The sequence below is a fragment of the Cohnella sp. LGH genome (genome assembly GCF_017671885.1).
In the GTDB taxonomy this organism is placed as follows: Bacteria; Bacillota; Bacilli; order Paenibacillales; family Paenibacillaceae; genus Cohnella; species Cohnella phaseoli.
Genome location: NZ_CP072117.1, coordinates 721,594 through 743,336 on the forward strand (window position 1 = coordinate 721,594; position 21,743 = coordinate 743,336).

Annotated in this window: 17 protein-coding genes and 2 pseudogenes; 9 read left to right on the forward strand and 10 right to left on the reverse strand. The window is 50.6% G+C overall.

Features of this window, described 5'->3' with window-relative positions:
* Positions 1-379 precede the first annotated feature (379 nt).
* From J4772_RS02860 to J4772_RS02875, 4 genes are all read left to right on the forward strand, one after another.
* Positions 380-883, forward strand: a complete 504-nt coding sequence (locus tag J4772_RS02860) for a YwhD family protein (protein ID WP_209074087.1) — start codon at positions 380-382, stop codon at positions 881-883.
* A 253-nt stretch (positions 884-1,136) separates the two neighbouring features.
* Positions 1,137-1,478 (forward strand): PadR family transcriptional regulator, encoded by a 342-nt coding sequence (locus tag J4772_RS02865; protein ID WP_209074088.1) that lies wholly within the window; start codon positions 1,137-1,139, stop codon positions 1,476-1,478.
* Entirely contained in the window at positions 1,471-2,349 is an 879-nt protein-coding gene (locus J4772_RS02870) for a hypothetical protein (protein WP_209074089.1), read from the forward strand. Before J4772_RS02865 ends, J4772_RS02870 begins: the two co-directional genes overlap by 8 nt.
* 66 nt (positions 2,350-2,415) lie before the next feature.
* Positions 2,416-3,240 (forward strand): hypothetical protein, encoded by an 825-nt coding sequence (locus tag J4772_RS02875; protein ID WP_209074090.1) that lies wholly within the window; start codon positions 2,416-2,418, stop codon positions 3,238-3,240.
* A 325-nt stretch (positions 3,241-3,565) separates the two neighbouring features.
* On the opposite strand, the pseudogene J4772_RS02880 reads toward J4772_RS02875, so the two are convergent.
* From J4772_RS02880 to J4772_RS02900, 5 genes and pseudogenes are all read right to left on the reverse strand, one after another.
* Positions 3,566-4,236 (reverse strand): annotated as a pseudogene (locus J4772_RS02880) (ATP-binding protein).
* Positions 4,237-4,481: 245 nt separating this feature from the next.
* Positions 4,482-5,539, reverse strand: a pseudogene (locus J4772_RS02885) (glycoside hydrolase family 172 protein).
* A gap of 71 nt (positions 5,540-5,610) precedes the next feature.
* Positions 5,611-5,922 (reverse strand): carbohydrate ABC transporter permease, encoded by a 312-nt coding sequence (locus tag J4772_RS02890; protein ID WP_209076892.1) that lies wholly within the window; start codon positions 5,920-5,922, stop codon positions 5,611-5,613.
* Complete coding sequence (locus tag J4772_RS02895) at positions 5,919-6,419, reverse strand: carbohydrate ABC transporter permease (protein ID WP_209074091.1); 501 nt, start codon at positions 6,417-6,419, stop codon at positions 5,919-5,921. The genes J4772_RS02890 and J4772_RS02895 overlap by 4 nt, the downstream gene beginning before the upstream one ends.
* 9 nt (positions 6,420-6,428) lie before the next feature.
* A complete protein-coding gene (locus J4772_RS02900; protein WP_209074092.1) occupies positions 6,429-7,397 on the reverse strand; it encodes an ABC transporter permease subunit in 969 nt (322 codons plus the stop codon).
* 256 nt (positions 7,398-7,653) lie between these two features.
* On the opposite strand from J4772_RS02900, the gene J4772_RS02905 reads away from it, so the two are divergent.
* The 5 genes from J4772_RS02905 (at position 7,654) to J4772_RS02925 (ending at position 14,548) form a co-directional block, all read left to right on the forward strand.
* Entirely contained in the window at positions 7,654-9,393 is a 1,740-nt protein-coding gene (locus J4772_RS02905) for a sensor histidine kinase (protein WP_209074093.1), read from the forward strand.
* A gap of 6 nt (positions 9,394-9,399) precedes the next feature.
* On the forward strand, positions 9,400-10,743 hold the full coding sequence (locus J4772_RS02910) for a response regulator transcription factor (protein WP_209074094.1): 1,344 nt from the start codon (positions 9,400-9,402) through the stop codon (positions 10,741-10,743).
* A 115-nt stretch (positions 10,744-10,858) separates the two neighbouring features.
* Positions 10,859-12,619 (forward strand): extracellular solute-binding protein, encoded by a 1,761-nt coding sequence (locus J4772_RS02915; RefSeq protein ID WP_209074095.1) that lies wholly within the window; start codon positions 10,859-10,861, stop codon positions 12,617-12,619.
* Between the two features lie 117 nt (positions 12,620-12,736).
* A complete protein-coding gene (locus J4772_RS02920; protein ID WP_371822882.1) occupies positions 12,737-13,591 on the forward strand; it encodes an ABC transporter permease in 855 nt (284 codons plus the stop codon).
* A gap of 66 nt (positions 13,592-13,657) precedes the next feature.
* Entirely contained in the window at positions 13,658-14,548 is an 891-nt protein-coding gene (locus J4772_RS02925; protein ID WP_116063932.1) for a carbohydrate ABC transporter permease, read from the forward strand.
* A 196-nt stretch (positions 14,549-14,744) separates the two neighbouring features.
* Here the strand turns inward: J4772_RS02925 and J4772_RS02930 are convergent, their stop codons facing one another.
* From J4772_RS02930 to J4772_RS02950, 5 genes are all read right to left on the reverse strand, one after another.
* Positions 14,745-15,572 carry a carbohydrate ABC transporter permease gene (locus J4772_RS02930; RefSeq protein WP_116063929.1) on the reverse strand — a complete coding sequence of 276 codons (828 nt, stop codon included), beginning with the start codon at positions 15,570-15,572 and terminating at the stop codon, positions 14,745-14,747.
* A gap of 19 nt (positions 15,573-15,591) precedes the next feature.
* Entirely contained in the window at positions 15,592-16,473 is an 882-nt protein-coding gene (locus J4772_RS02935; RefSeq protein ID WP_209074096.1) for a carbohydrate ABC transporter permease, read from the reverse strand.
* Between the two features lie 93 nt (positions 16,474-16,566).
* Positions 16,567-18,078 (reverse strand): ABC transporter substrate-binding protein, encoded by a 1,512-nt coding sequence (locus J4772_RS02940; RefSeq protein ID WP_209074097.1) that lies wholly within the window; start codon positions 18,076-18,078, stop codon positions 16,567-16,569.
* A 137-nt stretch (positions 18,079-18,215) separates the two neighbouring features.
* On the reverse strand, positions 18,216-19,820 hold the full coding sequence (locus tag J4772_RS02945) for a response regulator (RefSeq protein ID WP_209074098.1): 1,605 nt from the start codon (positions 19,818-19,820) through the stop codon (positions 18,216-18,218).
* Positions 19,795-21,618, reverse strand: coding sequence for a sensor histidine kinase (locus tag J4772_RS02950; protein WP_209074099.1), 1,824 nt, complete (start codon positions 21,616-21,618; stop codon positions 19,795-19,797). The genes J4772_RS02945 and J4772_RS02950 overlap by 26 nt, the downstream gene beginning before the upstream one ends.
* Positions 21,619-21,743: the final 125 nt, after the last annotated feature.

A 21,743-nucleotide genomic window follows, 5' to 3' on the forward strand; every position in this document is an offset into this window, starting at 1 on the left:
AGGCGTGTCTACAAACCCGCTCAGGGGCATCTTTCACCGCCTTTTCGCCCCCTGCTTCGTCACTTTTGCTTGACGTACCCCCGGTACGCCTTCACAAAAGTTCCTTGCATGGAACGAAAATTCGGCCATATCTGCTGTCCTCGGAGTATGCAGACACGCCCTGGCGTTCCGTTTGCTTTACCTATTGTGGCGCATTTTCGTAAAAAACAATAGACTTATGTTTTCCGTTTTGTTATGATGTTGAGTACAGAATTACCTAAAATAGACGGAACAAACGTTCGCGTCAATAGACGTCGCATAAGAAGCGGGCGAGACTCGAATTTTCGAGGGTTTCGGTCCCGGTTTTTTCGTATGTAACGGCATTTACGGGAGGCTGACCATGGATAATCCGAATCAACCGACGGAGAAGAAGAAACTGTCGCTTAACGTCGTCAGCAATAAACAACATAAAGGCTTCGGCGCGGGATCGATCGACCTGAGCCAGGTCGCCTGCGTCATGATCGACGAGGGCGTGGCGTATATCGATGTCGGCGCGATGCATGCCAAGAGTAAGATCGAGAAGGGGATCAGATTTTCGCCCGACAAGTCCCTCGTGCCGAACGGCCGTCCGGCCTGGATCGTATGGGTGGCTGTCGACCGCAACGAGAGCGGTTCGTATTATGCGGGCGCAACTTCGTGCGAAATGCTGATCGATTCCGAGGCGAGGAAGGGCTGGAAGGTGCTGCCCGATCACGTCAATCGGCTCGACGCTGCGCTTAAGCGCAAGTACATGCTGGACAACATCGGTCCGGACGAGAAGACGGCTCTTCGCAAGCTGCTTACGGAGCACAATGAAGAATGGTGGAACAATTCACCTCAAGAGTTGAAGGATTTGCTTGACTAGCGCAGGCATTCAACTGTAGAGCGGACAGATGAAAATGGCGGAGCAAGGACATGTGGATGTCCCTTGCTTTGCCATTTTTTATTATGCGCTCGAAATGGGTAATTACCAGGCGGATGGTGGAGCGTATGAGCATACGACACCATGTCAAGTCCACTCCACTCAAGTAAATTTATTGACTCGTTTCGTTTTTAATCCCCAACTACATTGCTTTATTTAGTATATTGCATTATTATGTAAAAAGGAGGATGATTACATGGAAATCGGTAAAGAGATATTGCGAGGTTTCATCGAGATTATTGTATTGAACTTCCTAAAAACCACAAAAAGATATGGTTATGATTTGATTAAACTAATTGGTAAAAAAACCAACGGAAAATTCTCTATCAAGGAAGCAACAATGTATTTAGCACTTAGAAGGCTTGAGACAAACGGATTTTTAATATCATATTGGGACTCATCTGATAATAATGGAGGGCGTCGCAGATTTTATGAGATAACTCCCGAAGGCATTGGTTATTATATGAAAAAAAAGGAAGAGTGGGTATTTATTAGAGATATCATGAACGAATTGTTGGAGGGTGAGATTGATGGATAAGGCTCAAATAGATATTGATAGTACATATATGAAACGTATTAACAAAGCGGTTGATTCCATGTGCGAAACAGTAGGAGATACTGTAAAAGATACACAAGACTTTCGTGAAGAAATAACGAGAAATCTTGTGCAATCTATGAAGGACCTTCTAAATGAGGGGCATGATCCTGAAAGGGCATATGCATTAACTTTGGAACGTTTTGGAGACTTTCGTGATGACCCTGAAATCATAATGAAGAAAAAGGGCAACAGAATGTTGCTGTGTTGTGCGATTTTTATGTTTATTGTCGGTACAGTCCTAATACTTATGTACCAATTTCAAAATCAAAGAGTTACTACGGGGTTAGAGCAGTTTAAGTCTAAATTGATCAGTTATTACAACAACGAAAACCAGGATTTATCTACCGATCTTGTTGTTTCCAGGGACATACAAATGATGGCGGAAGACTGGATTGATGAACATCCGTACGCTAAAGAAGTTTTTTTGAAGATCCAAGCAAACTCTCAACAACCAACTCCAAAATTCATGTACGAGTATCCTCATTTTGGATATAAGGACAATATTTCCGCCTTTCCCTTGAGAAACAATCATTTTCAAAGTGACACAGTAAATGGGTTTATTATTTCCTCCGATAATAATGAATATATATTAGAGGGTCAACTTGTTATAAGAAGTTACAAACCGGTATTTGTTCTATATGGAGCATATTTTTTGATTGGATATTGGTTAATATTCGTTTTATGGTTTAGTTCTTTAATTCCTTTCAATCAAAATAAGAAAACTTGGATAGTAATTATTTTTTTATTCAACGTTTTAGGGTATCTTTTGTTTGAGTTTCTTAAATCAGGAAAAAGGGCCCATAGAATGTGATTGTAAAAAAAGGGTATTGTTTACAAATAAGGGGCCCCTTTATAAAAGTGCATTGGAGTGGATATTATGAAGTTGAAAAAAATTATATTGATATCCGTTTTTCTTTTGCTGGCAATTCCTCATTTGGCGATTGCAAGTGAAGAAAAGCAATCAATTCCCGATTTTGTTACAAAATCCTTAGATACTTTATTTGATAGTGTGAACGACCGGGATTCAACGGCAATGTTAAATTTGTCAGAGGATATCCGCTTTGTAGACGATGAAGTTAGTAGAGCTGAGTTTTATGAAAAAGATATGCTGGAGAGAAGCGAAAAAATCGAATCATACACTGTTACTTCTTTAGCATCCAAGAGTGAATCGGAATATGTAATAACCGTAGAAATCCTATTTGATACTGGTGAGAAGGTAAGTGTCCCTTTTGGATTGAAAATCAAAGAAGGGGTTTGGAAAGTAGTAATGGGTTATGATATTCAGAACCCTGAGTCAGATCAATCTTTAAGTGATGCAAGTCCGTTTGAATCGTTAAGTCCGGCTGCCAGCACCCAATTATGTAATTGGAATTTCTGGGATAGGAATTATTCAACTACCTTTTATTCAAGTTGCTCTTTTGATGTGAATACATCCAGCAAATACTTGTATTTAAACTTACAACAATATCAATCGGATAATTACACTAACAATAATTTCTCGATTACTTATGCAGTTGTTCAGGAGGGTTGGTTTGGTGATACTGTATGGGGAAGCACTACCGTTTCTGGATCAAAAACAAGCGCAACAGGTGCAAATCTTTACGGGAACAGTACAACATTCAACGGAGCAAAAATAAGATTTACGATAAGTGGAGTGCACGGAGAGACTTATGATGGTTTTGGTGAAGTATACCAAAGCTAAATAAAGTAGGAAGCCTATTCATAGGTTAAACCTAATTAGATTAGGCATGAAGGAATACTGGGCAATCCAAAAGACCGGAATGTGTTAGTCGTTGTTCGACTAAACACATTCCGGCTACAATACTTTATTCTGACAAAGCACTCATTCAGCGGGAGTTGCAGCGGCATAAGATAGACATATCCCTATTCCAGCCAATAGATCGACTGAATATTTCGGTGCGGCAGAGCCGCTCGGTTAATCTTTCAGAGCCACTGTATTAACGAAATAGAGCCACTATGTTAGTGGAAAGAGCCACCCCGAGCGAAGTGGTGGCTCCGTATGCAGATTAGCTCGGAATTCCTTTTCTCTTGCGCATAGAATCCTCGCCGTCAATGAGCATGTGATACGAATTATGCACGATGCGGTCGAGAATGGGATCGGCCATCGTCTGTTCGTTGATCTTCTCGTGCCAGCCCTCCGGCGCAAATTGTGAGTAAAAATCGTCGAGGCGTTCTGATGACGCGCTTCAATGATATCAAGCAGGTCACGGGATTCGGTCGCGGTAAGCGAAACGAGCAGCCACTCGTCGATAATGAGCAAGCTGATCTTCTTGTACTGCGCGATCACTTTCTTGTACGTGCCATCTCCGCGAGCGACAGCTAAATCGGTCAATAGCTCCGGCAGTCGGATATACTTCGTAGCCAAGAACTGCCGACAAGCTGAGATCCCAAGCGCACAGCCGATATAGGTTTTCCCTGCGCCGGATGCGCCCATGATAATGACATTATGCTTCTCGTGAACGAAGTTGCCGGTTGATAATCGTAGGATTTGTGCTTGATCCAGTCTCCGGTCTGCATGATATTCAATATCTTCAACGCAGGTGTTCGGATAACGAAAGGTCCCGCGTGCTGTTGCTGCTCCTTCTGCTGCGGGAGTTGAAACGCGAGGTTTTGCCTGCGATGCCGGCGGGAAGCCATCCAAGCTCGCGAGTGCATAAACCTGTACATGAAATCGCATGGCTGGTCGGGCAGTTCAACTCGGCTTATTTTTGCAAAATATATGAGGAAAACAAGTGATTATCCCCGGAAAACTACCGTAAGGCGATTTTCGACCGCACGACACCGTCTGTTTGATGAAGTGCCGCCGGATACCCCCAATCGAAACATTTTCCGCTCTCTTCTCACTCTGGATGGAGTTGGAAGTTGCAGATGGCCTGACAAACAAAAGCTCACGTCGTTGACGTGAGCGCTGATATGGCTGGATTAAATGACTTCTCGCGCATCATTGTCCGGCAGTGTCGGGAACGAGGCGTGGGGCTCGGCCTGATACCAGAAGGCCGTCGAAGCGATATCGCTTTGCTGCGGCAAGTATCGCCCGCCGGAGCGCCATCCGAGGTCTTGAATGGTCACCCGCAGATCGCTTTCGAACCGAATCGGGTCCATGACATGCCAGCGGTACATGCCGAAGCGCGTCTGGCTTCGATACAAGCCATCAGGTCGAATCACCTGGTGCATTCCCAAGTATGGGATGGAATAGGTGCTGTACGTACCCAGCGGTTGCTCCCAATTCCATGCGCCTCCGAAGTAATCCTCGGTTCCCGTTCCGCATATCGTCGGGAATTCCTTGTCCCCGTCCATGTAGAATTTGATTTCTCCTTCTCCCCACCAACCGGTGTTGTTCACCTGCCAGGCGAGATAGGTTCCGACATAATGACCTATGCCCGAGATGCCGTCGATAATCGTATAGACATCCTTGTACGGCACAGGGTTCGTGCGGCGCCACTGGGCGTGAAAATATGCCGCATCCTCCGGGACTTCCGTCAACGTATAGTCGATTTGATAGTACAGTACGGCTTTCTCCGAAGATTATTTTCCATCGTCAACTTGGCAGAGTGGCGAAAAGGCATCTGCCAATAGCTGTTCATTCCCCCGGTTGGATTCACCGCAATCGGCAATGAATTGACATTGCTGCGCTCCTGCCAGCCATTGCAGAAGAAATCGCCGATCGGCACTTCAACGGAAGCTTCCTCTTCACCGTCCCAGAAAATACGGAAGATCAAATTTCTCCAAAATGTCGGGAAGCACGTCATCCACATATGCTGGATTGCGCCGGGCCCTTGAATTTCTCCCATTGTAAACACAGCTCCAGGCTCGATCTCGACGGAAGGAGACACTTTCCAACCAATGCCCAGATCGCGCGCGCAGTTCGCCCCCGTTCCTTCTGTCGCCATTCCTCCTTTGCCTTTCTCGCCAGTAAAATTTTCAGGGCTGATCGATCTTGTCTTAGCGTCAGACAGACGCGCCAAATTGCCCAATCCCATATTTAGTCCGTTATAAAGATTCAAGAATCCCACTCCTAATTATGTTAATAGTTGTCCAGTTGTGCTTGAACTCATCCCTTGAGACCGGTCAGAGTGATTCCTTCTATAAAATACCTCTGACTGCTAATATAAGCGACCATAACCGGAAGGACTGAGATCATCGCAGCAGCCATTAGCAGGTGATATTTGGTCGTATATAGTCCTTGGAATGAAGCCAGGCCAAGCGTGATCGTTTTGACGCTTTCCGTCTGGATGACCACAAGCGGCCACAGTAAATCATTCCATACTCCTATGAAGGTAAAGATGAACAGAGAGGCGAGAGCCGGCTTCATTAACGGCATCAGAATCCGCGAATAGATGCCGAAATACCCGCAGCCGTCTATCCGCGCCGCCTCGTCAAGCTGTCTCGTATGGTCATGCCGAAAAACCCGGGAACGATAAGCCCATAGTAGGTGTCGACCATTCCCAGCTTTCGCATAATCACAAACGTCGGAATCAAGGTCACCATTAGAGGCACCATCATCGTGCCTAAATACATGCTGAACAGCAGATCCTTGCCCTTAAAGCGCAAACGCGCGAATGAGTAGGCGGCCAACGAGCTGAACAACAGCGTGCCCGCAGTTACAGCAACCGCAACAAATAAGGAGTTGAGCAGCATTCGGAGCAGCGGCACAGCCGTCAATACTTCTTGATAATTGCTGAAACTCCATTTATTAGGAAACATACGGGGCGGCCATTGGAAAATTTCCTGCGGAGTCTTGAACGAGGTCAATGCCATCCACAGAAAAGGAAAGATGAACAGGATGCAACAGACGATCATAACGGCATGAATGAGAAGCGACTTCGCCTTCACGCGATTGCTCATTGTATAGGAGGTCATATCTATCACCTAGTCCATCTCATAATTTACTTTGTTCCCGAAAAATTTCATCTGCAACAGCGTAACTGCAAACCACATAATGAATACGACCCAAGCCAGAGCGGAGGCATATCCCATCTCAAAGAACTTAAACCCATTCTGATAAACCCAGTAATAGATTACGCGCGTGGAGTCGCCGGGACCGCCGCTTGTTGTGGAATAGATCAGGTCGAACACTTGGAAGGAACCGATGACCGACATGATCGACACGAAAAATAAAGAAGGCGTGATCAAGGGCAGGGTGATCCGTGTCATGCGTCTCCAGGCTCCGGCTCCGTCAATGGTTGCGGCTTCATACAGATGGGAGGGAACCCCCTTCAAGCCTGCAAGCAGAATAACCATATTGAAGCCCACGCTTTTCCATATCGAAATGGCCGACACCGAGAACAGGGCATATTTTTCATCCGACAACCAGCCTGCGCCTTGCAGATTCACGAGGCTAAGCACATAATTCAGAATGCCTAGATCGGTGTTCAAAATCCATCTCCAGATGACCGAAATAGAGATCATGGAGATGCCGACGGGCAGAAATATGGCGGCGCGATAGAGATTAACTCCCTTGATCGACTGGTTCAGGAGCAGCGCGATAACAAAAGCCACAGCAATTCCAAGAGGAATGGTCAATAAGGAAAACACGAATGTGTTTTTGAGAGACGTCCAGAATTGCTGATCATGAACCATCTCCCGCATAAAAATCTCATCGATGGTCTTGGACCACAGAGGATCGAACGGAAGACTCTTGGAATTGTTCAACTGATCGAAGAAGACTTGCACATGCTCCTGCGGCTTTCCTTCAAGCAGCCACATCCCGGAGTTCGTTACCGACTTCAGCACGGGCATGCCCAGACCGGTGGAGGAGTTGATCTCCTGAGCCGTTTGCGAGACATAGAACTTGATGAACTTGAACGCTTCCTTCGGATGCTCCGGATTCTTTGGCATTGCCAGGCGAACCGGATGTTCACTTCTTTCGTCTCCAAGGTATTGCTTCCTGGCGTCGAAGACGCTGCCGGCGATTTGGAATCGTTGGAATTGCCGCAAGCAGTTGTCAGAAGCAGCGATAGAAAGCGAAATTGTTGTTTTTCTCATGGGTATGTGTGTACGCAAAATACAAACTAACGAAGAGCGGAATCGGTCCTGCCTCCGCTTTTCAAAAACTCTTCACCTGTGGTATGAATAGTACATTCGGAGGTGCGCTATGAAGCTGCGGGTAAGCGGAAAAGCCAATATTTACGTATATCAGAAGATCGTCATCATTTTTATCGTGTTCATGGTTCCTCTAATTATTTTGAACATATGGATCAATTACAGGGGGATGTCCTTTTCGAAAAATACGATTTTGGATTCCGCCACCGCGAGCGCAGCCTTCTACGCCAAGCAGTTGGACAAGGAGATGTATTTCGTTCGCAACCAGCAGCTGCGCTTGTTAAACGAACAGGAGCTGCAGAAGCTAAGCTTCCGTGGAGGCAAGCTGGGCGAGTACGAGGAGGTCGAGCTGATCGAGCAGGTGAGAGCCAGCTTGATGCCGATTGCGGGCACGAGCGAATACGTCGTCAATGCAGGGGTGTATGTAGAATCCATCGGCAAAACGATCTCGGGCGCAAGCGGCATAACGAATGTTCCAAATCCCGAGTACGAGCTGATCTCCCAGTTGCTGAAGCAATCGCCCAAGCCGTCCTTTTATCAAGCGGGCGAGCGGCTTTTCTTTATCGAAACCGAGAACAACGCGGGAATCTGGTCTTATATCGAAATTTCCAAAACGAAGCTGGCCGAGGAGCTGCGCGAGATTGCGTTCCTGTACCGGGAATCGGTAGTGTTTCTAGGCAGCCCCGAATTGGGCAGCGTGCTGTCTACGGCGCAGGACGACCGGCCCGACGAGCTGGAGCCCCTGTTGATCCCGGGCGAGCCCGTCGTCGGAGACGACAGCCCCGAAGTACGCAAGGTGGACGGCACGAGATATTTCATCACGCATCAGCCGGTCAGTTCGTTAAAGCTGTCGCTGACGATGTACGTGAACGAGAACGAATTGACGCGGCCTCTTAGTCAATTCAACCTGTCGTTTTATATTTTGTTCGGCATCGTCGCGCTTGTGCTGGTACTGTATGCTTTTTCGATCAACGTGATGATTCACCGGCCGCTGTCCAATCTGGTTAAAGCTTTTCGAATGATCGAGACGGACAATTTGAACCTGGTCATCGAATCCAAGACCAAGGACGAATTCCACTATCTGTTCCAGAGCTTCAACCGCATGGTAACCCGTCTCAAGCGTTCGATTGAGGACAACTACGAGAAGAAGATTGCCCTGCAGCGCTCGGAGCTGAAGCAGCTCCAATCGCAGATCAATCCGCATTTTCTGTATAATAGCTTCTTCAATATCTACATGCTGTGCAAGGTTAACGACGCCGAGAGCGCAGCGGAACTGTCCCAAAGGCTTGGGAGCTATTATCAATACATTACGAGGAGCGGCTCGGACGAGGTGCTGCTGGAGAAGGAGTATCGGCACGCTCTCGATTATTGCGAAATTCAGTGCATCCGGTTTTCCAACCGTATTTCCTACGATTACGAGGAGATTCCGGATTCGTTAAAGGGCGTTCACGTTCCGAGACTCATCATTCAGCCTATTGTGGAGAATGTATTCGATCATGCCTTCGAAGACGGAGCGGACGACGGAATGGTGTTGATCGGAGTTGCGCACGAGGACGAATGCGTAAAGATCATTGTGGAGGATAACGGTGGATTGCTGACGGACGAGGGGTTGGAGCAGTTGCAGGATCGCTTGGTCAGAAAATCCGGACAGAAAGAGACGACAGGCCTGATTAACGTGCATAACCGTCTGGAGCTTAAATACGGCGCAGGCAGCGGGCTGTTCTTGTCCCGCAGCTCTTACGGTGGATTAAGGGCCGAGTTGGTCATCAAATTGAGCGGAAAAGGGGATTAAACGATTATGTATCGGATGTTGATCGTAGACGACGAGCCGATTATCGTAAACGGATTAATGCAATTATTCCAAGGCAATCCGGAGTTTGAGCTGGATCTGTGCAAAGCCTACTCTGCCGCCGAAGCGCTGGAAATCGCCAAGAGAACGAAGCTGGACATCCTGGTCAGCGATATTCGCATGCCGGGCAAAACCGGCCTGCAACTGGTCGACGACATCATTTATTACTGGCCGACTTGCCGGATTATTTTCCTGACCGGCTACAGCGAGTTCGAATACGTCTACCAAGCGCTGCGCAAAAATGTGGACAACTATATTCTGAAAACGGAAGGCATGGACCCGATCTTCGAGGCTGTCAAGCAGGCGATCCGCAAGCTGGAGGAGGAGAACCGGCAGCGGCTGGAGCAGGAAAGGGCGCAGCTTCATTTGCACCTGGCGGAGCCGTATTTGAAGCAGGAAATGATGACGGAGCTGCTGAAGGGAGAGCCGCTTCCCTCGCTTATAGCCGACGAGCGTTACGCCGACCTGAGCTTTACCATTTCCGCGGATCGCCCGGCGTATCTTGTCGCCGGGTGGGTCGAACGCGCCGAGCCGCCTAAGCGCAAGACGCTGCAGGCGGTGCAGCGCATTTTCGGACAGCTGCTTCCGACGTCGCTCGCCTGCGAGCAGACGATCTGCGAGGAGGAAGCTCAGGTATGGCTGCTGCAGCCGGACGCGGAGCTGTCGGCCAGATTCGGCGACCCTGTGGGAAGCGGGGATGCCGGCGAAGGAGTCGTTGCGTATTTGAAGGGCATACTGGAGCAGGTGCAGAACGAATGCGAAGCGGCTTTGGACACCTCCGTCATATTCGGCATTTCCGGCAACGTAGCCGAAAGCTGGGAGACGGCGCATTCACGGCTGGAAGCGATGCTTGCGGGCATTCGCGACCGTGCTCGACTCGGCCATCCGCTAGCCATTATCGATTTCGGCAAAGCGGGAGCGCTTCTCTGGGAAGGCATGGGGTCGGGCGAGGACAAAGAGCCGGAGGAGCAGAGGGGCTGGCTGATCGAGCAGGTCCACCGGTATGTGCAGGACAATCTGAGCGGCGACTTGTCGCTGACGACGATCGCGGGCGAGGTTCATTTTAACCCGTCCTATCTTTCCCGATACTACAAGCAGGCGACGGGCCGCAATTTGCTCGATTACATTCAATCGATCCGATTAAACGCAGCCATCGACCTGATGCTGAATACTTCTTTAAAGCTCAACGACATTGCCGTACGCACCGGTTTCGATTCCAACTCTTACTTCACGACCTTTTTCAAAAAGATGACGGGAATGTCTCCGATGCAGTATCGAAATTCGCATAGGTAAAAAATCTGAAACGATTGTAAACGATTCAAAATTGCGAGCGTTTTCCCGCGAGGCCTATAATGAATTCAAGGAGCTCCTAAGACAGGCAAACGATCATATAGGGGGAAGCTTGCAAATGAAATGGCATAAATCCTGGAGTGTAATCGTCTCGTTGTCCCTTGTGCTTTCCGTGACAGCGGCATGTTCGAGCAAAGACGGCAACAAAGAAGGAGCGTCTTCGTCCCCGTCCTCATCGGCGTCCGTAGCCCCTTCGGATTCCTCGGAAAGCGGCGAAGCGAGCGCGGAGACAACCAAGCCCGAGCCGCTCGGCAAATATCCGGAGACGGTGACGGTGACCGAGGTGATCGGCTACAATCCGCCGGAAGATCCAAGAACGCCTTCCGGAATGACGCCTGATCAGAACAAATATCTCGTAGACTTGAAAGAAATGACGAACATCGAAGTGAAGTTCAAATGGATGGTGCCGAACAACCAGTACGAGCAGAAGTTCTCGTTAGCTCTCGCATCGGGAGATCTGCCGGACATCATGGAACTCGACCAGAAAAACTTCGAGAAGCTGAAAAACCAAAACATGCTGGGAGATTTGACGGAAGCGTACGAGCAATACGCCTCCCCGGATCTGCGGAAGTATATGGAGTCGGACGGCGGCTTCGCCATGAAGACGTTCAGCTCCGACGGCAAGCAGCTGGCGATTCCGGCTTTCGAGGACCCGTTCCTCTCCACGCAGTTGCTGTGGATTCGCAAAGACTGGCTCGACACGCTGGGCATGCAGCCTCCGACTACGATGGCAGAGCTTGACAAGGTTGCCGAAGCATTCGTTACGCAGGACCCGGATCGCAATAACAAGAATGATACTTACGGCGTCTCTCTCCAGAAGGAATTGTTTTTCTGGGGCTTCGATCTTAGAGGTTTCTTCAACGGCTTCGGAGCGTATCCGTCCGTTGGCGACAAGCAGTCCGCCTGGATCAAGGGCAGCGACGGCAAACTGGCTCCCGGCCTGATTCAGCCGGAAATGAAAGCCGGATTGGAAATGCTGCAATCGTGGTATAAGCGCGGCATTATTAACAAGGAGTTTGCGCTGAAGGACGAAAACAAAGCTGTCGAGGATATCGTTGGAGGCAAGGTGGGCATCTCTTACGGAGAATGGTGGTACCCGAACTGGCCGCTTAACTCCCACATGGATAAGGATCCGAAGGCGGAATGGATCGCGCTGCAAATTCCGGGTCTGGACGGACCGGGCAAATCGCTTGTGCCGAAGCTTCGCGCCGGCAAAGTGTTCGCGGTGAGCAAAGATATGAAGCATCCTGAAGCCGCCATCAAAATGCTGAACTTCTACATCGAGATGGGCTACAAGAAGTACAAGGACGACGAGAAGGCTGCCAAAGGCTACGTCTACAACTGGTTTAATCCGCGGATCTATAACCCGGCCGATATCGACAACATCTATACCGAAGTCAACAAGGCGCTGGATGCGGGTCAAACCGAGATTACGCTGGAAGACGAGAACTTCAGCAACGTCGACTCCGTCTTCCGCGCGACGAAGGAATACTTGGCCAAAGATACTTCCCGTCAATCCCTGGGCATCAGTTGGGGACAATATTACAGCCGCGCAGCTAAAGACGGAGGCTGGGGCACAACGAAGAAGGTCAAGGAAAGCAATCAATTCGTCAACAACGAATTCTACGGTCTGCCTACGGAGACGATCGTCAGCAAGGGCGGTCAGCTCGACAAGCTGATGCAGGAGTCGTTCACGAAGATCATCATGGGCGCATCGCTTGACGAGTTCGATAAGTTCGTGGCCAGCTGGAAATCGCTCGGCGGCGACAAGATTATCGAAGAAGTTAACGCATGGTACGATACGCAAGCAGTGAAATAAACCGCACGAGGAGGCGGGAGGCGGAGTCGGACAATCGACCGAACCTCCCGCTTTTCAATAGGAGAGAACGGAGGGGCATCTGTGAAAAAGCTAAAAAGAAATTTTCCGTTGCATTTCATGCTGTGGCCGGGAGTCTTCTTTACGATCATCTACGCTTACGGCCCGATGGCGGGTCTGGTTATGGCTTTCCAGGAGTTCGAGCCGCTGTCCGGTTTCTTTAAGTCGAAGTTTATCGGTCTCGACAACTTCAAATACGTGTTTCAGCTTCCGGACTTTAATCAAGTGCTGTGGAATACAGTGCTGATCGCGGTCTGCAAAATGATTTTGTTTTTGCTTGTTCCGCTAGTTCTGGCATTGCTGCTTAACGAGGTAACGAAAAGCTGGTTTTCGCGATTTGTGCAATCTGCGGTTTTCCTGCCGTTTTTCCTGTCGTGGACCGTGCTTGGCGGCGTTGTGATCGAGCTGTTTTCCTTGAACGGCCCGGTGAACGCGCTAGTATCGTCGCTAGGCTTGGAGCCGATTATGTTTATGCTCGACAACAGTTGGTTCAGAACGATTATTATCGGTTCGGATGTATGGAAGGGCATGGGCTACAACATGATTATCATGCTCGCCGCCATTACCGGCATTAACGCCACGCTGTACGAGGCGGCCGAGGTGGATGGCGCGGGGAAATGGAAGCAGATGATCCATATTACGCTGCCGGGCATAGCGCCGATGATCATTGTGCTTGCCGTATTGGGACTTGGGGGCGTATTGAACGCCGGCTTTGAACAAATCTTGATTATGTATAATCCGACCGTTTACGAAGGCTCGGACATTATCGATACATTCGTTTATCGCTTGGGTATTTTCAGTCAGCAATTCGGTCCTGCTGCGGCTGTCGGTCTTTTCAAGTCCGTCATCTCGCTTGCGCTAGTCTCGGTAACCTACTATGCAGCCTACAAATACAACAACTACCGAATCTTCTAGATGAAGGCCCAAAAGCCCAATTTTGATCACGATAGTCCACAACATCAGTATGGAGGTGAGTCGGCTATGCGAGGCCAGATCTCATTGAGCAGAAAGCTGTTTACTACATTTAACGCGCTGTTTTTGACCGGAGTCACCCTGCTCGGCATTGTTCCGTTTCTGCACTTGCTGTCGATTTCCTTAAGCTCGAATACGGCGGCAATGGCGGGAGAGGTCAAGCTATGGCCGGTCGGCTTTTCTTGGGACGCTTATATCTATTTGGGGGAAAAGGTTGAATTTTTCCGTGCGTTATGGGTTTCTCTGGAGCGAGTCGCTCTCGGGACGGTCGTCAACATGCTGCTCGTGTTTCTGACCGCCTATCCTCTGGCCAAATCGAACGAGCAGTTCGGTTCCAGAACGGTGTACGTCTGGTTCTTTGCCGTCACGATGTTCTTCGGCGGGGGGCTGATTCCAACCTTTATGGTTGTCAAAAATACCGGCCTGATCGATTCGATCTGGGCGCTGATTCTTCCCGGAGCGCTGAGCGTATGGAACGTTATCCTGATGCTAAACTTCTTCCGGTCGATTCCGAAGGAGCTGGAGGAAGCGGCGACGATCGACGGAGCGGGACATTGGACCATTCTATGGAGGGTTTTCCTTCCCGTATCGCTGCCTTCGATCGCGACCATCGGCTTGTTTACGATTGTCGGGCACTGGAATTCCTGGTTCGACGGCATTCTCTACTTGAACTCGCCGGATAAGTATCCGCTGCAGACGTACTTGTCCACTCTGATCATGTCCATGAATTCCATGATGACCTCGGTATCCGTAGAGCAGCTTAAGGTGCTGGAAAATCTCAGCGAGAAGACGCTGAAAACGGCGCAGATCTTTATGGGCGCGCTGCCGATTATGCTTGTTTATCCGTTCCTGCAGAAATACTTTGTTCGCGGCATGACGGTCGGCAGCGTTAAAGAATAAACGGACGGTCCGCAATGGGGAGGAGCTCGGGGATAAAGAAAGTAACGGTGGCTTTGATCGGAGCGGGGCAACGGGGCTGTCCCAAAAAGCGGCTTGAAGCGCTTAGGGCGTGTATGCAAACCCGCTCAGAGGTTTCTTTCACCAAATGTACGATCCGGAGTATGCATACGCGCCCTAGGGAACAGCCCCGTTTTGCTTACATTTTGATCGAGCCGCTGGCTATCCCTTCTACGAAATTTCGCATCAATAGGGAGAACAAGAGCAGCAGAGGGATGGAGGCGAGCAGGTATGCGGCCATCATTCCTCCGTAATCGCTCAGGCCGTAATTACCTGCGGCTGCTTCGAAGGATACAAGCGCCATCGTCACCGTCTGATGGGAGCGATTCAGCAGCAGCGAAGGCAGCAAGTAGTCGTTCCATAGGCCGGTAATATTGATAATCGCGACAGTTGTGCAGATGGGAACGGACAACGGCAGCACAATCGTCGAGAAAATCCGGATATTCCCGGCTCCGTCAATGCGAGCGGCTTCGAAGAGCTCGTCGGGCATTTGCTCGAAGAAGGTTTTCAGAACGAAGATGCTGAAGGCTTGGCCTCCTGCGATATAAGGCAGGATCAGCGCCCAATAGCTGTCGGAGAGGCCGAGCTTCTTGATTTGCAGGTAAAGCGGGATCAGCGTGAGAAAGCCGGGAATGAGCAGCAGCCCGAATACGAGCAGGAACAGCGTGTTTTGAAGCGGAAAACGCAGTCTGGAAAACGCGTAAGCGCTCATAGCGGCGAATACCACGATCGCTGCGACGCTCATGGCGATAATGAGAGCGGAGTTCAGAATCGGCTCGCTGATTTTAGCCCAGGCGGTCGAGTAATTGCTCCACAGAAACTCTTGCGGAAAGTTCAAAGTGCTGGAAGCGAACGCGATCGGCGACTTGAAGGAATTTTCGAACATAAAATAGATCGGAAGCAGGTTAAACAGCAGCAGCGCCAGCAAACACCATTGTCCCGCGCCAGGCAGCCGGAAGGTACGCATAGGTGAGACCTCCTCTGGATCAGGATTCGGATTTGATCAGCTTCATGTTGATAAGCGTAAGCAGCAAAATCACGGCGAACATGACAAGCGCGATAGCCATGCCGTAGCCGAATTCTCCGTTCACGGTGGACACGTTGTACATATGAAGAATCGGGACGTAGGTGGAGTATCCGGGACCGCCGTTCGTCATGATCAGCGGAGGAATAATGTTCTGCAAGCTCCCGATCAACGTCAGAATAACGATTAGCCGCAATTGCGGGGCGGACAGCGGAATGTCGATCAACCGCACCCGTTTCCAGCCGATAGCGCCTTCCAGTTTGGCAGCTTCGATAACCTCGGAAGAAATGCTCTGCAACCCGGAATAGAAAATAAGCAGATTAAACGCGCTGATCCAGGGAAAGCCCATCAGAATGATGGAATACAGGGCGATATTAGGATCACCCAACCAGAGCTGCTTGAGGGAGCCGAGTCCAACGATGTCCAACAGTTGATTTAATGCGCCGTCCCCTTGATACAGAAATCGCCATAGCAAAATAGTGACAATGCCGGGGATAACGATCGGTACGACGAACAGGGTTCGGTAGATGTACTGGGCACGCTCTTTTTTGAGGTGGAAGATCAGCTCCGCCACGAAGAAGGGCGGAACGATCGCCAGCACGATAGACAGAGCGATCCAGATCAAGGCATTGACGACCGATTGCCGCAGCACTTCGTCGCTGAACATCCGGGTGAAATTGTCCAAGCCGATATAGTTCGGCGCGTTAAAGCCGTCCCAATCGGTGAATGCGCCGTTCAGCGCCTGATAGACCGGGTAGTACATGAACCAGATCAGGAAGACGAAGGTAGGGAGAATAAAGCCGTACCCGGTAAGCGCGCTCTTGATTTTGGCTTTGCCGGCCATCGGATGATCATCCTTTCTCGATAGGGAGAATGAAAGGGGGGAGTCGCTTCGAGGCAGCGGCTCCCCCTTCTTTAATGCGATTCGCGGCCAGCTCTAGTATTGACTGAAGTCGACATTGTTTTTGGACTGGTATTCCTTGATCGCCGTATCGAGCTCTTTCTGTACATCGGCCTTCGCTTTGTCGAAATCGATATTGCCGCTCAAGTACAGGCCGAAGATGCGCTGTATATTTTTGCCCAGGTTCGGGGAAGATCCGCCTACGCCGAGCGCCTTCAGCTTGTTCGAAGCCTGGTTGGCGAGTTCGATCATGCTTTCGGCGGGTTTCGTATCCGGCCAGGTCGGGACGAAGGTGCCGTGCTCGTTGACGATTTTCTCTACGTTGGCCGGCGTTCCCAGGAATTGCAGCCAATCGATAACGGCCGCTTGCTTGCCTGTCTCCTTCATGGTTGCATTCGCCTCTTTGGTGGAGACGGCGAACTGGAAGGCGGCGTTCGGACCGCCGACCGCTCCCGACACGTCTTCTCCGGTCGTGTACGGAGTGTCCGCCGTCGTAAGCACGGGGAAGTTAAACGAGCCTAGCCCGAATGTGACTTTGGCGTCCTTGGCGTTCTCGGGCAACCAGCTGCCGTCGTAGAAAATGGCGGTTTTCCCGGCGAGGAAATCGTTCCTCGCGTTGCTGCCGACAACCCCGGGATCGGACGACAGGTAATCGGGCTTCCAATTGTCGGTTAACGACTTGAACAGCGGCCACCAACCCATAAAGCGCTCGTCGGAAGTATTCAGCATCCCTTTCACAATGGCTATGCTCTGATCCAGCGACGATACGCCCGGGCTCTCGTCGAAGGCGGAGATCGTCTCGTACTCTTTAGAGAAGAAGTCCGACAGGAAGTGGCGCTGGAACCAGTCGTAATCTGGAGCCTGAGACATGGCCGTAATGCCTGCCGCCTTCAATTGCTGCGTGGCGGAGATCAGCTCCGACCAGCTAGTCGGCGCTTGCGCGATGCCGGCCTGCTCGAACAAATCTTTATTGTAGAAAAAGGCGGTCGCGACGTAGTCCCCGTTAATGTTATAGCTCTTGCTGTCAGGGGAGCGCGTCTCGCTGATGACGGTCGTATTCATCGCTTCCGCCCAGGTCGCTTTGTCTGGAATATAAGGGTTCGGCTTGTTGAAGTACTCCGTCAAATCCTCTGCGATGCCTTTCGGAAACGTATTGTTTAGTTCGGCCCATTGTCCCCAGAACACGTCGAACATTTCTCCGGCCGCCGCCTTGACCCGAACTGTCTGCGTATAATCCTTGAACTCTTCGTCGACGAATTCGATTATAATGCCGGGATGTGCGGCTTCGTACTCGTCGGCCACCTCGCGAAGCTTCGTCTGATTTTTCAAGCCGGCGATGTTTTTGGAGTTGGGCGTGTACACTTGAGCGTACATCGTAATGGTCCCCTGCCATCCGGAGTTTGTACTTGCGCTTGGATTGGCGGAAGAGGTGCCTGCCGCCGATTCCGAAGGAGCTCCGTCGGAGTTGTTGCCGCTGCAGCCGCCGAGAAGAAGTCCGGTTCCGAGCAGTATTGCGGGAAGTTTTTTGGCGTTCATGGTGAAGCTCATTGAAATCCCCCCAAATCATTTTTGTAAGCGTATTCCTCGGTTCTGTTTTATCTTAAGTCACGAATGTCGGAGTCAATAGGGGGGCAGATTTTACATTCGGATGAATTTCTTTACTTTGGCGACTTGGCTCTGACGGTTCAGCGGGAGTGCGCTCTTTTGTACTCCGACGGGGAATAGCCCGAATATTCCTTGAACACCCGGCAGAAATGCTTGATGTCGGCATATCCGACCCGCTCGCTGATCTCCTGCAGGCTGTGCGAGCTCTGCAAGAGAAGGGACCGGGCTTTCTCGATCCGGCATTCCTTCAGGAACGCGACGAAGTTCTGACCGGTTTCGAACTTGAACCAGCGGCTGAAATAGCTGGCGTTCATACCGAAGCGATCCGCTACCGACTGCAGGCTGACGCCGTCGGCTAAATCCTGCGAGACGTGCTGTTTGACCTTCTCGATCAACGGCGTATTGGGGGCGCTGCGTTCCTGACGGATCGTTCGGCATACATCCCGAACCAGCTCGCCGATTCTGGACATGAGGGAAGAGCGCACAGCGATGCCCTCCAATTCATGAAGCCACTCTTCAAGCGTTTTGCCGCTAATTTGGCGCATATCCAGATCCATTATTTTCAATTGAGCGCCGACGCGCAGAATATAATGGGTGATTAAACGCTTCAGCTCTGCGGGCATCAAGGGCTCGGAGAAGGCAAATTTGTCGATTGCCGAGAAGGCGGCCTGTTCATTGCCTAGCAGCAGCTGTTCAAGCGAACTGTCCAGGTGTTCCAGCTCCGAGGCCGATATCCTCCTATCTACGGGCAGCGCGGGCAAGGATAGAATCTGTCCTCCTCCGCAGACCAGCCTGTAGGTGACGGCAAGAGAGGCGTCTTGGTAGGCCTGGGAGGCCTCGGCCAATGGATGAAAGCCGCTGAGCCCGATCGTGACTGTTCGTTTGAAGGTCCGGTCGATGTCCCGCTGCAGTCTGTTCGCCGATTCGCGAGCGCTTAGGGAAGCGGCAGCTTCTCCGGAAGTGTAGTTCAGCACAACTACTACTTGACCGATATGGTCTTGCAGCACATAGGCGGAGTTGCGCTCCGCATACCACTCCTGAACGAATTTCGTCAACGCGTACCGGAACAGTTCCACGTCGAAGGAGCTGTAAGCGTTGTTCTCGATCCAGTCGGGACTGATCGCCAGAAGAACGAGGGAGTCGCTGTCACGGTCGAGCGGGGGAGAGTAGCCGGCCTCGACGATAAACTGCGCCAGCTCGCGGTCGTCCTGTCCGAAGATGAATTGCTGGTAATATAGCTTTGTTGCAAGCGGGGCGACTCTCTGGACGGATTGCTGCAGGGAAAGAACGCGCGCTTCTTCGTTGCGCTCCTTCTCGATCATCGTCTCTACCTTTCGAAGCGTTTCGAGCAATTCTCCGCGATCCAGCGGCTTCGTAATAAACTCGGTGACGCCGCAGCTGATTGCCTGCTTCGCCAGTTGAAAATCCTGATATGCGGTGAGAAGAATGCGCCTAATGCGCGGAGCCCGCTCGGCAATCCGCTCGCAGCACTCGATTCCGTTCAGGCCCGGCATACGAAAATCGAGAATGACCAGATCCGGCTGCAGGCGCAAAATTTGCCGCAGTCCGGCCTCTCCATCCTCCGCTTCTCCTACCAATTCCCATTGCGGGGCGAAACGCTGCAATATTTTACGAAGACCTTGGCGAATGTAGGCTTCGTCATCCACGATTATGACGCGAAACATAAATGTTAACCTCGCTTTCGCTCTTAATTGGAGGGAGCAGCAAAACGATCTCTGTACCTTCTCCCGGACGGCTGTCGATGTGCAACGTGTAGGGGGAGCCGAAATACAATCCGATTCGGGCGAATACGTTTGCGAGACCGATGCTTTTCTCGTCTTGCGAGAGCCTCTGTTTGCCGTCGTCGAGGCTTTGTCGCAGGCGCAGCAGCCGTTCCGGCGACATGCCCAACCCGTCATCCGTTACGACGACCTTCACATGCGACTCCTCCCTGCCGATTGCGACGCTCAGCTTTCCTTTTCCCTGCTTCATCTCCAGCCCGTGGTAGAAGGCGTTCTCGACGAGCGGTTGAATAAGCAGCTTGGGAATATACCACTCCATCAGCTCTTCTTCCACGTCAATCGTCATATCGAATCGGGAAGCATAGCGATTATCTTGAATGTAAAAATAATTGTTGAGGTACTCTCTTTCCTCTCGAAAAGTATTGAAGTCGTTGCCTGCATGCAGCGACGTTTTGACCAGCTTGCCCAATGCGGTGATCATATCGACTGTAGCGTCGGCCTCATCGATCTCCGCCTTCATCTTGATCGTTTCCAATGTATTGAAGAGAAAATGAGGGTTGATTTGCGACTTGAGCGCCTGAAGCTCACTTTCCTGGCGAACGATTTCCGCCTGATACAGATTGCGAATCGTCTCGTCCAGTCTGCGGCTCATCCGGATGAAGCTGCGAATCAACTGTCCGATTTCGTTGCGTGGCGGATTGTCGTATTGAATTTGAAAGTCTTCCGTTTCGACGCGTTTGATCAGCGAGATCAGCTTATAGATCGGTTTAGTAATTTGATAGGAAATGCCTGTGGAAACGATAAGTGCAAGCACGATGCAGACGACTCCGATCAAAATCATGGAGTTGCGCACCTGCATAATTCCGGATACGATCTGCGAAACCGGGACGTAACCGACCACCGTCCAACCCATTTTGCCCACGGGATGATGAACGACGATGTTTTTTTGGCTCCCCATACTGACGATTTGCCGATCTTGGCCATCCGAGGGCGGCTCGGCGATATGGGCCAGCAGTTGTTCGTTAACCGGATCGCCGGAATAGACGATCTGTCCATCCCGGTCGATCAGCAGGAAGGAGCCGTTCTTCTCGCGATTGACTCGACTCATAATTCTTTCGATGTCTTCCAACGTGAAATCGACCTGAAAGAAACCCGAAGTAATCAGAATAGTGGACGATTTATAAATTTTACGAATCAGGGAAAACACTTTTGGCGGAGGCGTGTTCTGAATCAAGTCGGTCGAGGCGGGCTGATGCAGGCTGAGATAGGTAACGATTTCATCCGAGCCGCTGAACGTTTCGAACCAAGGCAGCTTGCCGACTTCCAGGTCGGGAGGAAGATAACCGAGACTGTAGATGCGCTCCTGGCCGACTCCGGGCTTGCTGAAGTAGGAAATATTCTCGACGCTGCCTCTCTGGGACTGCCAGAAGCTGAAATTTTTCTCGATTGTTTCTTTAACCTCGATGCTTAACAGAGGGTCCGCTCCGCTGTCGTCGGTCAGCGTGTCTTGAAAATCGCGGCCATAATAAGGCATCAGCGTAAATTGCTCCAGCTCGCGGATATACATCTCGATGTTCGAGGCCGTGCTGACGGCGACTTGCTGGGCAAAGTCGCTCACCTTTTTTTCCATAGCGTCGCTATACAGCCCGTAGGCTCCTAATCCAAGAACGGACATGGGCAGTACGATAAAAACCATATACGTTAGAATGAGCTTTTGCTTAAAGGTCAGAAATCGATTCATCGGCTCCATCCTTTTTCCGGTAGTGGCAATAGCATCTGAATCTATCAGACAGGCAGATAGGTTCATTGTAACAGAACATGGCGGGGATGACAGCGGTTTCTCCCGGAGCTTCAGGCGATGGCTTC